General features: G+C 66.6%; 11 protein-coding genes. All 11 read right to left on the bottom strand.

All coding sequences use genetic code 11. The annotated features are described in order from the left end of the window. Position 1: 1 nt before the first annotated feature. The 11 genes from HTY51_RS14060 to HTY51_RS14110 all read right to left on the bottom strand — a co-directional run bounded on the left by HTY51_RS14060 (position 2) and on the right by HTY51_RS14110 (position 12927). Positions 2-1522: a UDP-N-acetylmuramoyl-L-alanyl-D-glutamate--2,6-diaminopimelate ligase gene (locus HTY51_RS14060; RefSeq protein ID WP_174253303.1), complete on the bottom strand. Its 1521-nt coding sequence runs from the start codon at positions 1520-1522 to the stop codon at positions 2-4. After that, the gene (locus HTY51_RS14065) at positions 1516-3255 is read right to left on the bottom strand and encodes a penicillin-binding protein 2 (protein ID WP_174253304.1); all 1740 of its coding nucleotides are present in this window, start codon (positions 3253-3255) and stop codon (positions 1516-1518) included. The genes HTY51_RS14060 and HTY51_RS14065 overlap by 7 nt, the downstream gene beginning before the upstream one ends. Then, complete coding sequence (ftsL, locus tag HTY51_RS14070; RefSeq protein WP_174253305.1) at positions 3252-3581, bottom strand: cell division protein FtsL; 330 nt, start codon at positions 3579-3581, stop codon at positions 3252-3254. Before ftsL ends, HTY51_RS14065 begins: the two co-directional genes overlap by 4 nt. Continuing rightward, positions 3578-4480, bottom strand: coding sequence for a 16S rRNA (cytosine(1402)-N(4))-methyltransferase RsmH (gene rsmH / locus HTY51_RS14075; protein ID WP_371733838.1), 903 nt, complete (start codon positions 4478-4480; stop codon positions 3578-3580). Before rsmH ends, ftsL begins: the two co-directional genes overlap by 4 nt. A gap of 45 nt (positions 4481-4525) precedes the next feature. Then, a complete protein-coding gene (gene mraZ, locus HTY51_RS14080; RefSeq protein WP_174254296.1) occupies positions 4526-4954 on the bottom strand; it encodes a division/cell wall cluster transcriptional repressor MraZ in 429 nt (142 codons plus the stop codon). A gap of 335 nt (positions 4955-5289) precedes the next feature. Next, entirely contained in the window at positions 5290-6621 is a 1332-nt protein-coding gene (hslU, locus tag HTY51_RS14085; RefSeq protein WP_174253307.1) for an ATP-dependent protease ATPase subunit HslU, read from the bottom strand. A 36-nt stretch (positions 6622-6657) separates the two neighbouring features. Beyond that, positions 6658-7206, bottom strand: a complete 549-nt coding sequence (gene hslV / locus HTY51_RS14090; RefSeq protein WP_174253308.1) for an ATP-dependent protease subunit HslV — start codon at positions 7204-7206, stop codon at positions 6658-6660. Between the two features lie 152 nt (positions 7207-7358). Continuing rightward, positions 7359-9221 (bottom strand): STAS domain-containing protein, encoded by a 1863-nt coding sequence (locus HTY51_RS14095; protein WP_174253309.1) that lies wholly within the window; start codon positions 9219-9221, stop codon positions 7359-7361. A gap of 44 nt (positions 9222-9265) precedes the next feature. Next, a complete protein-coding gene (gene dksA, locus HTY51_RS14100; protein WP_174253310.1) occupies positions 9266-10258 on the bottom strand; it encodes an RNA polymerase-binding protein DksA in 993 nt (330 codons plus the stop codon). Between the two features lie 289 nt (positions 10259-10547). After that, complete coding sequence (locus HTY51_RS14105; RefSeq protein WP_174253311.1) at positions 10548-11612, bottom strand: GTP-binding protein; 1065 nt, start codon at positions 11610-11612, stop codon at positions 10548-10550. A gap of 130 nt (positions 11613-11742) precedes the next feature. Beyond that, entirely contained in the window at positions 11743-12927 is a 1185-nt protein-coding gene (locus tag HTY51_RS14110) for a class I SAM-dependent rRNA methyltransferase (protein ID WP_174253312.1), read from the bottom strand. Positions 12928-13269: the final 342 nt, after the last annotated feature.

The raw sequence follows: 13269 nt of genomic DNA on the forward strand, positions 1-13269 counted from the left end.
CTCATGCCGCTGCCCCCAGCCTGCGCGCCTGCAGCGCCAGGCCCACCTGCTGCCGGTCGGAAAAAGGCAGGCGCACGCCCGCCGTTTCCTGGTAGTCCTCGTGGCCTTTGCCGGCCACCAGCACCACGTCGTTCGCCGCAGCCTGGCGCAGCGCACCGGTGATGGCCTGCGCACGATCGAACACGATCTCCGTCGCGCCCAGGCCGGCCAGCCCCGGGCGGATCTGCGCCACGATGGCCTCGGGGGCCTCGCTGCGCGGGTTGTCATTGGTCAGTACCACGCGGTCGGCATGCCGCGCCGCGGCCGCCCCCATGAGCGGGCGTTTGTGCGGATCGCGGTCACCGCCGCAGCCGAACACGCACCACAGCCGGCCGCCACGCTGCTCGGCCAGCGGACGCAGGGCCTGTAGCACCTGGGCCAGCGCATCGGGGGTGTGCGCGTAATCGACCACGGCCAGCGGCAATCCGTCGCCGCCCTGGAACTCCATGCGGCCCGGCACCGGACGCAGCACGCGGCAGGCCTCGACGGCGGCGGCCAGCGACACGCCCAGCGTGCGCAGCGTGGCGATGACGCCCAGCAGGTTGCTGACGTTGTAGTCGCCGAGGGCCTGCGTGGCCAGCGCGATGCGCTCGCCGCCTTCGCAGACGGTGAAGTGCACACCCTGGCTGCCCATGCGGATGTCCTGCGCGCTCAGCCGCGCACCCGCCTCGCGGCGCAGCGATACCGTCCACACATCGAGGGCCCGCGCGGACAGGGTCGCGGCCAGCTCGACACCCTTCGGGTCGTCGAGGTTGATGACGGCGGCGCGCAGGCCTGGCCAGTCGAACAGCCCGGCCTTGGCCAACCAGTAGGCGGCCATGCTGCCGTGGTAATCGAGATGGTCCTGCGTGAAATTGGTGAAGATGGCGGTGCGGATGTGCGTGCCGTCCAGGCGTCGCTCGGCGATGCCGATGGACGAGGCCTCGATGGCGCAGGCGACCAGCCCCTCGTCGGCAAAACGGCGCAGGGTCTGCTGCAGCAGCACCGGGTCGGGTGTGGTCAGGCCGGTACTGACGATGGACGTGTCTTCGGGTGCGCCAGGCGCCGGCACACGGCCCACCCCCAGGGTGCCGATCAGGCCACAGGGCAGCGGCGGACTCAGGGCCTGCAGCGCCTGGGCCAGCCACCAGCTGGTGGAGGTCTTGCCATTGGTCCCGGTGACGGCCAGGACATCGATCTGCTGCGAAGGCTGTTCGTAGTAGGCCGCAGCGATCGGACCGCTGGCGGCTTTCAGCCCCGGGTAACTCGCGACGCGCTCATCGACAAAACCGTAGGGCTCGACGCCGTCCCGCTCGACCAGACAGGCCAGCGCGCCCTGCGCCAGCGCACCCGGCACGAACTGGCGAGCGTCACGCGCGGCACCGGGCCAGGCGATGAAACCGTCGCCCGCCCCCACCTGCCGGCTGTCGGTCTGCAGCGTGCCACGCACGCGGCCCTGCAGCCACTGGGCGGCCTGGACCGGGGTCTGCAGCAGGGTCACCATGCGAGACCCTCCCCGGCCTGCGCCACGATCTGCGGCGTGACCTCGATGTCGGGCTGCACGCCCAGCAGGTGCAGGGTCTGCTGCACGGTTTCGCTGAACACGGGGGCGGCCACGTCGCCGCCGTAGTACTTGCCGGCATCGGGCTCGTCGATCATGACGGCCACGATGATGCGCGGCTTGGCGACCGGCGCCAGGCCCACGAAGAAGCTGCGGTATTTCTTGTCGGCGTAACCCCGGCCTTCCTGCTTGCGCGCGGTGCCGGTCTTGCCGCCCACCGAGTAGCCCATGGTCTGCGCCTTGGGCGCGGTGCCGCCCGGCCCGGTGGCCAGCTGCAGCATGTGGCGCACGGCGCGGGCGTGACGCGCCTGCAGCAGGCGCACGCCACTGACCGGGCCCTGCGCCTTCTGCAGGGTGACGGGGATGATCTCGCCGTCGTGGGCGAACACCGTGTAGGCGTGGGCCAGCTGCACCAGGCTCAGCGACAGGCCGTAGCCATAGCTCATGGTGGCGTGCTCGATGGGCTTCCAGGTCTTCCAGGGCCGCAGGCGGCCGCTGACGGCGCCCGGGAAGGGCAGTTGGGGCCGCTGGCCGAAACCGACCTGGCTGTACATCTCCCACAGGTCGCGCGCCGGCATCTGCAGGGCCAGCTTGACCATGCCGATGTTGCTGGACTTCTGCACCACTTCGTTGAGGGTCAGCATCGCATGCGCGTGGGTGTCGCTGATGGTGGCGTTGCCCACGTTCATGCGTCCGCTGCTGCTGAGCTGGATCGTGCTCGAAGGTGACACCACGCCCTTCTCCAGCGCCAGCGCGGCCACAAAGGGCTTGACGGTCGAACCAGGCTCGAAGGAATCGGTCAGCGCGCGGTTGCGCAAGGCATCCTTGAAACCCTGGCGCTTGCCCGGTGTGTAGCTGGGGTAGTTGGCCAGCGCCAGCATCTCGCCGGTCTGGGCGTCCAGCACGACCACGCTGCCGGCCTTGGCCTGGTGCTCGCGCACCGCCTGCTTGAGGCGCTGATAGGCGAAGAACTGGATCTTGCTGTCGATGGACAGCTGCACGTCGCGCCCCTCGACCGGCGGCACCTGCGCACCCACCGCCTCGATCACGCTGCCCAGGCGGTCCTTGATGACACGGCGCGAGCCGGGTTTGCCGGCCAGCGTCTGGTTGAAGGCCAGTTCCACGCCCTCCTGGCCATGGTCCTCCACGTTCGTGAAACCCACCAGGTGCGCGGCGACCTCACCCTCGGGGTACTGGCGCTTGTACTCCTTGCGCTGGTAGACGCCCTTGATCTCCAGCGCGGCGATCTGCTTCGCCACGCCCTCATCAACCTGGCGCTTGAGCCAGACGAAGGTCTTGTCCTCGTCCTCCAGCTTGCGGTTGAGATCGGACAGCGGCATCTCCAGCAGCCGCGCCAGGCGCTGCAGCTGTTTCGGGTCACGCTCGATGTCCTCGGGGATGGCCCAGATGCTGGGCGCCAGCACGCTGGTGGCGAGGATCTGGCCGTTGCGGTCCAGGATGCGGCCGCGATTGGCCGGCAGCTCCAGCGTGCGCGCAAAACGCACCTGGCCCTGTTTCTGGAAAAAGTCGTTGGACAGCACCTGGATGTAGGCCGCGCGCCCGGCCAGCACCACGAAGGCCAGCGCGATCATGGCCACCACGAACTTGCTGCGCCACACCGGCGTGCGGCTGGCCAGCAGCGGGCTGGAGGTGTACTGGATGCCGCGACTGCTCATTGCAAGCGCCCCCCGGAGACCCGCGGCTGCACGACAGCGGCGGCCGGAACGCTGCCGCTGTAGGGCTGGTAGCTCACGTAGTCGGTGATGGCGGGCGTGGCCGCGCGCATGTCCAGCTTGTCCTTGGCCAGCTTCTCGACACGCTGCACCGTGGCCTGCTGGCGCTTTTGCAGCTCCAGCTGCTCGCGCTCGGTCTCGATGCGGCGCGCCTCCAGCACGGCGCGGTCGATCTCGGCAAACAGGCGGCGCGAATCGTACTGCACGCTCACCAGATAGAGCGCGCTGGCCAGCACGGCGAGCAGCAGGACGAGATTCACTCTGGTCATGCTTTTGTCCTCACGGCCACACGCATGATGGCGCTGCGCGCGCGGGGGTTGGCCGCCACCTCGGCCGCCGAGGGCTTGATGCGGTCGAGCGAGCGCAGCTTCATGGGTTTCGGCTCGGCGAAAGGCGCACGGCGGTCGTAGACCTCGCGCGAGTGTTGCGCGATGAACTGTTTGACGATGCGGTCTTCCAGCGAATGGAAACTGATCACGACCAGCCGTCCTCCGGGTTGCAGTACATCGAGACTCGCCGCTAGCGCTTCTTGCAGCTCCTCAAGCTCGGCGTTGATGAAAATCCGAAGAGCCTGAAATGTGCGCGTTGCAGGGTTCTGGCCCGGCTCGCGGGTTTTGACCGTGTCAGCCACGAGCTGGGCCAGTTCGCCGGTGGTTGAAACTGGGCCCCGTTCCTGTCGGCGCGCGACAATCGCCTTTGCAATCTGGCCAGCAAACCGTTCTTCACCGTAGTCACGTATCACCTCCGCGATGTCTCGGGTTTCGGCTGTCGCCAGCCATTGCGCCACGCTCTGGCCCCGCGTGGTGTCCATGCGCATGTCCAGCGGCCCGTCGAAACGGAAGCTGAAACCGCGGGTGGGGTCGTCGATCTGGGGCGAGCTCACGCCCAGGTCCATCAGCACGCCGGCCGCACTGGCCGACGGCAGCTCGCCCAGGTAACGGAAGCCCTGGTGCCGGATCGCAAAACGCGGGTCCGCGATGGTCTGCGCCTCGGTGATGGCGGCCGGGTCCTTGTCGAAGGCGGTCAGCCGCCCTTGTGGCGACAGCCTCGACAGGAGCAGGCGGGAATGTCCGCCGCGGCCGAAGGTGGCATCCACGTAGTGGCCGTCGGCCGGCTCCGCTGCCAACTCGTCCGGCTTGTTGAGCAAGGCTTCGATCGCTTCGTTCAACAAGACGGTGGTGTGTGTCCATGGGGCTTGTTCCACCGTCTTCTTTCAGAAGGAAAAGTCCTTGAAGACGTCGGGCATGTCGCCCTGCATGGCCTGGGCCTCCTGCGCGTCGTACGTGGCCTTGTCCCAGAGCTCGAAGTGGTTGCCCATGCCCAGCAGCATGGTGTCGCGGGTGATGCCGGCGGCGGCGCGCAACTCGGGCGAGACCAGCACACGGCCGGTGCTGTCCATCTCCACATCCATGGCATTGCCCAGGAAGATGCGCTTCCACCACTGGGCCGCCATGGGCAGCGCGGCAATGCGCTCGCGGAACTTCTCCCACTCGGGGCGCGGGAAGACCATGAGGCAACCGTGCGGGTGCTTGGTGATGGTGAGCTGGCCGGCGGCCGTCGCGCTGAGCACGTCACGGTGCCGGGTCGGCACAGACAGCCGCCCCTTGGCATCCAGACTCAGCGACGAAGCCCCTTGAAACACGCGCACTACCCCTTTTTCTGCACCAGTACGGGAGGGAGAAAAGCGCAGACGCACTTTTTACCACTTAATTCCACTTTTTTGCACTGTAGCAGCAAAACACCAGCAGACAAGGGGGAACAAGAAAAATTTCAATGAAATCAATGACTTAGAAACACTTTCACACAATTCTCCGGCGTGAAATGTCTTTCTAAATTAAGCACTTAGCCAACGTTATGAATGTGATGCTTGAAGGGACATCCCGGCAGGCCTCACTAGCCGGCTGCGGCGCAAAAATGCGACGCCGGGACACGCCCTCGCCGGAGCCATGTACGCAAGAACAGGCCCGGGCCCCGTTTTCAGAGGATGTAGCGCGACAGGTCTTCGTTGCGGCTGAGGTCGGCCAGGCGCGCGTCGACATAGGCGGCATCGATACGCACGGTCTGTCCCTCAAGACGCGTCGCGTTGAAGCTCACCTCGTCGAGCAGGCGTTCCATCACCGTGGCCAGGCGGCGCGCGCCGATGTTCTCGGTGCGCTCGTTCACGTCATAGGCGATCTGCGCCAGGCGCGTGATGCCCTCGGGGGCGAACACCAGCGTCACGCCTTCGGTGGCCAGCAGGGCCTGGTACTGGCGCACCAGGGAAGCGTGCGTCTGCGTCAGGATGGCCTCGAAGTCCTGCACCGACAGCGATTGCAACTCCACGCGGATCGGCAGGCGCCCCTGCAGTTCGGGGATCAGGTCGCTGGGCTTGCTCAGGTGGAAGGCGCCGGAGGCGATGAAGAGGATGTGGTCGGTCTTGATGACACCGTACTTGGTGGAGACCGCGGTGCCCTCCACCAGCGGCAGCAGGTCGCGCTGCACGCCCTGGCGCGAGACCTCGGCCGTGCCGCTGCCCTCGGAGCGCGAGGTGACCTTGTCGATCTCGTCGATGAAGACAATGCCGTTCTGCTCGGCATTGGCCAGCGCCTGGGCGCGGATCTCTTCCTCGTTGACCAGCTTGCCCGCCTCTTCGTCGACCAGCAGCTTCATGGCTTCCGCGATCTTCAGCTTGCGTGCCTTGCGTTTGCCCGCACCGAGCTGGCCGAACATGCCGCGCAACTGCTCGGCCATGTCCTCCATGCCGGCCGGCCCCATGATCTCGAGCTGGGGCCGCGGCTCGGCCAGGTCGAGTTCGATCTCGCGCTCGTCCAGCTGACCTTCGCGCAGCTTCTTGCGGAAGACCTGGCGCGCCGTGCTGTCGGACGCAGGTTCCGACACGGCCGCTTCATGGCGCGGCGGCGGGATCAGGACGTCGAGGATGCGGTCCTCGGCGGCATCCTCGGCGCGCATGCGCACCTTTTTCATCTCCGTTTCGCGCGTCTGCTTGACGGCCACCTCCATGAGGTCGCGGATGATGGAGTCCACATCCTTGCCCACATAGCCCACCTCGGTGAACTTGGTGGCCTCGACCTTGATGAAAGGGGCATCAGCCAGCTTCGCCAGGCGGCGTGCGATCTCGGTCTTGCCCACGCCAGTGGGGCCGATCATCAGGATGTTCTTGGGCGTGATCTCCGGGCGCAGCGCGGCGTCCACCTGCTGGCGGCGCCAGCGGTTGCGCAAGGCGATGGCCACGGCGCGTTTGGCATCGGCCTGGCCGACGATGTGGCGGTCGAGTTCGGAGACGATCTCCTGCGGGGTCATGGAGGACATGTCGGTATCGGGCGTGCAGACCGGGACGTGGAAGCTTCAGTCCAGCGTCTCGATCGTGTGGTTCAGGTTGGTATAGATGCAGAGTTCGCCGGCAATCTCCAGCGACTGCTTGACGATGTCGCGTGCGCCCAGCTCGGAGTGCTTGAGCAGGGCGATGGCCGCGGCCTGCGCGTAGGCGCCACCGGAGCCGATGGCCACCACGCCGTTTTCCGGCTCCAGCACGTCGCCGTTGCCGGTGATGATGAGCGAGCACTCGCGGTCGGCCACGGCCAGCATGGCCTCCAGGCGGCGCAGCACGCGGTCGGTGCGCCAGTCGCGCGTGAGTTCAATCGCCGCGCGCTGCAGATGCCCCTGGTGCTTCTCCAGCTTGGCCTCGAAGCGTTCGAAGAGCGTGAAGGCATCGGCGGTCGCGCCGGCAAAACCGGCCAGCACCTTGCCGTGGTAGAGCTTGCGCACCTTGCGCGCCGTGCCCTTGACGACGATATTGCCCAGCGTGACCTGCCCGTCGCCGCCGATGGCGACCTGCAGGCCGGCAGCCGTCTGGCGCCGCACACTGACGATGGTGGTGCCGTGAAATTGTTCCATGGCCGTATTGTCCGGCATCCGAATGCCGACCTAGGGTGCATGGGGTCTATGTCCAAGCACCCATGGAACCGGCTTTGCCGGGCCATCGGGTGCGCCCCCTTGAGGGGGGATACGACCCACACGAAGTGGGGGAGGGTCGGGGGTGGGCGTCTCTACGCGGCGCGCGGAACGACGCGCGCGTGTTCGGAGATGCCGATCACGTTGAAGAAGGCGGCCACGATGCGATTGACGTCGCGGAACTGCACCTGGCAGCCGCGGGCCTGCTGCTCGGCCACCCAGTTCAGGATGCTGCCGGCCGCCGAGAAATCCACGCGGATCAGGCGGGCACAGGAGACCACCATGCGGGTGGCGCCCCCCATGCCGGCTTCCAGCCGGGCCAGCACTTCGGCGGCATCGCCCAGGATCTCGCCGTAGAGTTCAACCACCGCCGGTGGCTGGTCTTCCAGGCCGACCGGCACGGTCAGGTTCTGCAAGGGGTCGTCCCAGGTAGAGTGCGGGGCATCCCAGCTGGAGCGGATGGCTTCGGCTTCGGCCTCGGCGGCATCCATGGCCCCCTGCAGTTCGCAGCTGCAGCGCGGCTCCTGCCAGGAGGGGGGCGAGACCTCGTAGGTCACGCAATAGTCCAGCGCCACCAGCTCGAAGGCGTCCTGCAGGCGCATGATGCGCAGCGCATCCATGCGCAGCTGCCAGCACAGGGGATCGACGGTACGGTCGCCCGAAGGCGTGATCACCTGGAGCGCCCGCTCCAGGCTGGCCTGGCCGCGGAAGACCAGGGCAGCCGGCGTGACGCACCACTGGGCCACCAGGCGGGCCAGCACGGACACAGCATCGAGGCCGATGACCGACAAGGCCTGCCAGTCCAGCACCAGCGTACCGGGCACTCGCATCAGGGTCTGCAGTTCTTCCAGGGCCGCGGCGCTCAGCTCGGCCGGGCAGCTCCAGTCCGGCGCACTGGCGGCCGAAGTGCTGGCACGCGCACTGACCGGCGCCACGCTGACCTTGGAGCGGCTCAGCAGGTCGGGTGTGGAGAACCAGGCCGGCGCCGAACGACCGAAACGGTTGGCGAACTCGATGGCCACGCTGTCAAAACGCGCCTGCTGCCCGGTGGCGCGGTAGAGGTCGAACAGGGCCGACATCCAGGTCTCGGCCAGATCGGGACGCAGATTGTCCCCATTCAGCACGGCCAGCAGGCTCTCCTCGGCACCGGCATCGTCGCCATTGGCGAAGCGAATGGCAGCGTCCTCCAGATCCGGGTCGGTCAGGTTGTCGGACGGCACGGCAGCGTACAGGCGCTGGGTCGAAAAACCGGCGCCCATGGGCGCGCGGGCGGCCATGGGTTGCAGGCCTTGCGAACGGCTGGCGGGGGTGCGCCCGCCCGCCGCAGGGGACGCCTGCCGCATGGCCATCGGCGCCGGCATGGTGGGGGCGGCCTCGGCCAGCTGGGTGGGCGGGTATTCACCGCCGGACGGGCCATCCGCCCACTGGGAACTGTTGGGGCGCAGGGCCGAGGCCTCGGTCGGCTCGAAGCGGCTGTCCTCGGGCTCGGAATGGCTTGCCGCCGCGTCGGGCGCTGTGGTCGAGGCGGGTTCGGTCGGCCCGGCATCGGGCCGCAGGCCCGTTGACGAGACGGGGAAGGCGCCGGCACGTGAGGCGGCTTCCTTGCCCTTCCACCACTGGCGCGACATCTGCGCCTCGATCTCGTCGATCTTCTTCAGGGTCTCGGCGCGGTCGTCGTGGTTGGAGGTCAGGCTGCTCTGGAAGAAGGAGGGGCGGCCGGCCTGGTCGGCCGGGCCCAGCGGTTCGCGTCGGCGCAGCTTGCGCAGGTGGTCGAATTCGCGCTTGCGCACGAAGTCGTTCTGCCGCTTGCGCTCGATCATCTCCTTGAGCGCCTCCTTGCTGTAACCGCTGTCGGCCTCCGGCTCCTTCTGGTCGAGTTCGGACCAATCCTTGGTCGGATTGCGCACGAACTTGGCCACCTTGGACAACAAGCCGGACCGGTTTTCCTCTTCTGCCATGTCTGGATTATGCGGTGCGCGTCATTCGGGGCCTGAATTCCGGATCAATCCCCGAACATTTTCTGCTTGAGTTCGCGCCGCTGCTGGGCTTCCAGCGAGAGCGTGGCTGTGGGCCGGGCCAGCAGGCGCCCCACGCCGATGGGCTCGCCGGTCTCGTCGCAGTAGCCGTAGTCACCGGCGTCGATGCGGCCGATCGACTGCTCGATCTTCTTGAGCAGCTTGCGCTCGCGGTCGCGCGTGCGCAGTTCCAGCGCGTGCTCTTCCTCGATGGTGGCGCGGTCGGCCGGGTCCGGCACGATGACGGTGTCCTCGCGCAGGTGCTCGGTGGTCTCGCCGGCGTTGTTCAGGATGTCCTGCTTGAGACGCTGCAGGCGCACGCGGAAGGCGGCCAGCTGCTTGTCGTTCATGTACTCGCTGTCCGGCATGGCCACGAGTTCGTCGTCGCTCAGGGTTTCGCCCGGCTTGGTCTTCCAGTTGTTGACGAGCTTGGGGTCTTTTTTGACGGAGGAAGGCAGGGGGGGAGCAATCAGGGTCTGGGACATGGTCGGGGTGTAACTGGCCTTGACAGCGGTGGATGCCACCGACTGGGCCATGGAGGGAACGGTCAGCTGTGCCAGACGGGCCGAGGCCTTGGCCGTGCGCGCGGGCGAATCCGGCATGGCCGGCGTCGCCTTCACCGGCAGGGGCGCAGGCGCCTTGACCGGCAACTTGGCCACCACCGCCTTGACCGGGGTCTTGGCAGGCGCCTTGACCGGTGCTTTGGCGCTGGTTTTGCCGGCTTTGGCCGCCGGTTTGGCAACAGCTTTCTTGGGGGCGGCCGCCTTGACAGCAACCTTCTTGGCCGCCGGTTTGGCAGCCGTTTTCTTGGGGGCCGGTTTGGCCGCCGCCTTCTTGGCAGGCGGCTTGCTCACAGCCTTCTTGGCCGCCACAGGTTTGGCAGTCTTCACGGCCGGTTTGGCCTTGGTCGCCGGCTTGGCAGCAGCTTTCTTGGGGGCCGGTTTGACCTTGCCCACTGCAGATTTGGCTTTGGAAGACACGGACACCTTTCCTGGTTTGGCTTTCACTTCTTGTCTCCTGGCAAGCTGGGCCTGCGCTAGTTTCTTCTGGCCTGCTGTTATACCCGCATTGCAGGCCCGGCCACGGGTTCCGGCCAAAATTTATGGCGCGCGAACGTACCGTCTTTCACAGGACTGACGCAGGGGTTGCGAAATCGAGACACTACCCCTGAGCGCGCGGGCAAGGCGGGAGACTCCGAACCTGTGAAGAAATCGTAGCGAGCGGCCCGAGCGCAAGGCGGACGGAGCGCAGTAGATTTATCACAGGTTCTCAGACCAGGCTCTGCTCCAGGCCCTGCAGCAGGATGTCCTTGGGCAGGTCGATGCCGATGAAGACCATCTTGCTCAGGCGCTGCTCGCCCTCGGCCCAGGCGGGCCCCAGGTCACTGCCCATGAGCTGGTGCACGCCCTGGAAAATCACCTTGCGGTCCGTGCCCTTCATGTGCAGCACGCCCTTGTAGCGCAGCATGCGCGGGCCGTAGATGTTGATGATGGCGCCCAGAAAGTCCTCCAGCTTGGCTGGATCGAAGGCGCGCTCGGAGCGGAAGACGAAGCTTTTCACATCATCGTCATGGTGATGGTGGTGACCATGGCCGTGCTGGTGCGAGGGATGGTTGCAGTGCTCGCCATGTTCGTGGTCATGGTCGTGGTGCTCATGCCCGTGCGCATGGTCGTGCTCGTCCTTGAGGAAATCCGGATCGATCTCCAGCTTGGCATTCAGGTTGAAGCCGCGCAGGTCGAACACCTCGCTGATGGCCACCTCGCCGAAATGCACCGCCTTCTGCGGCGCCCGCGGGTTCATGTGCTTGAGACGGTGCTGCAGCGCCGCCACGTCATCGGCCGAGACCAGATCGGTCTTGCTGATGAAAACCTGGTCGGCAAAACCCACCTGGCGGCGCGCCTCCTGCCGGTCATTGAGCTGCTGGGCGGCGTGTTTGGCATCCACCAGGGTGATGACGGAGTCCAGCAGGAAGCTCTCGGCAATCTCGTCGTCCATGAAGAAGGTCTGGGTCACCGGGCCGGGATCGGCGAGGCCCGTGGTCTCGATCACCACGCGCTCGAAATCCAGTTCGCCCTTGCGTTTGCGGGCCGCCAGGTCCTGCAGGGTGGTGCGCAGGTCTTCCCGGATGGTGCAGCAGATGCAGCCGTTGCTCATCTGGATGATCTGCTCCGTGGTGTCGGCGACCAGGATGTCGGTGTCGATGTTCTCCTCGCCGAACTCGTTCTCGATCACGGCGATCTTCTGGCCGTGCGCTTCCTGCAGCACGCGCTTGAGCAGGGTGGTCTTGCCGGAGCCTAGGAAGCCGGTGAGGATGGTGGCGGGGATCAGGGCCATGGATGTGCTCTCAGAAAGGAATGTCCGCCAACTTGCGCAGCGCGCAAGCGGTGGGGTGACGAAGACGGGGGATAGATGGGGAGTTTAGCGAGATCGTCAAGAGCAGGCCGGGGCAGGGTCTCGCCCCGCCTCAGGCCTTGCGCATGACCACCAGGCCCTTGAGGTACTCGCCTTCCGGGAAATTGATGGTCATGGGGTGGTCCGGTGCGCCGCCCATGCGCTCGTGGATGTAGCCGTCCACACCGGCATCGGTGCCGGCCGAGGCGACGATCTTGTGGAACAGGTCGGCAGAGATGCCGCCCGAACACGAGTAGGTAAAGAGCACACCACCGGGCTCCAGGATCTTGAGAGCCAGGCGGTTGATGTCCTTGTAGGCACGCGCCGCGCGCTCGGCATGCGCCACGGTGGGCGCAAACTTCGGCGGGTCCAGCACGATGGCGTCGAAGCTGCGGCCTTCCTGCGCGAAACGCCGCAGGCTGGCATTGACGTCGGCGTCCAGAAACTCGGTGCGGGCCAGGTCGAAACCGTTGAGCGCCACATTGGCGCGCGCCTGCTCGATGGCCGGCCCGGAAGAGTCGATCGAGGTCACGTGCGCCGCCCCACCCGCCAGTGCCGCCACGCTGAAACCCCCGGTATAGCAGTAGCAGTTGAGCACGCGCTGGAACTTGAGCCGGGCCGCGTAGTCGGCAAAACGCTTGCGGCTGTCGCGCTGGTCCAGGTAAAAGCCGGTCTTGTGGCCCTGGGCGATGTCCAGGCCCAGGCACCAGTCATGCTCGCGCAGCACCAGCCCGGTGGGGCCCTCGCCGCGCAGCCAGCCGCTCAGCTCCGGCAGGCCTTCGAGCCCGCGCGCGCTGGCATCGGACCGCTCGTAGAGCCGGCCCAGGCCGGTTTCGGCCAGCAGCGCATCGGCCAGCGCCTCCTTCCAGCGCTCGGTGCCGGCACTCAGAAACTGGGCGACCAGGGTGTCCCCATAACGGTCCACGATCAGGCCGGGCAGGCCGTCGGCCTCGCCATGGATAAGGCGCAGACCGTCACTCCGGATGTCGAAACGTGTGCGGGCACGGATGGCAGCGGCCACCCGGCTGGCGAGAAAAGCGGCATCGATGCGCTGTTTTTCGTCAAAACTCCAGACCCGCGCGCGGATCTTGGAGGACGGGCTGAAGGCCGCCCAGGCCAGAAACTCCCCTTGCACGGACTCCACGCGCACGGTTTCGCCGGCGTCCCCGCCGCCCTTGGCCAGGGCCGACTCGAAGAGCCAGGGGTGGCGACGCAAGAGCGAGCGTTCCTTGCCTTCCTTGATGCGTATCACTTTCATGCCTGAATTGTCGGGCTTTTCCGGGGTTCCCTTCCGCGCCAATGGGGTTAGAGTGGTCAAGGATGGTGTTCAGAATTCCCACCATGCGCGTTCGAGTCCAAAACGGGATGATTTGACCGCCAACACCACGCAGCGTGTGCCGACAGCACACGCAAGGGGTTTGGTGGGCAAAGGGCCCGTTTTGGTTCGAACCCGAAGGGGCGTGGTTTTGCGGGCGATCCACTTCGTTGCAAAACCAGGCAAGCCGTCCAGGCTTGCCTTGGGTTTTGCGCCTTGCGGCTCATCCCGCAAAAACCACGCCGCGCACGGTGGGAATTCTGAATACCATCCTTACAGGGCCAT

Origin of the sequence: Rhodoferax sp. BAB1 (genome assembly GCF_013334205.1) — a bacterium.
Taxonomy (GTDB): domain Bacteria; phylum Pseudomonadota; class Gammaproteobacteria; order Burkholderiales; family Burkholderiaceae_C; genus Hylemonella.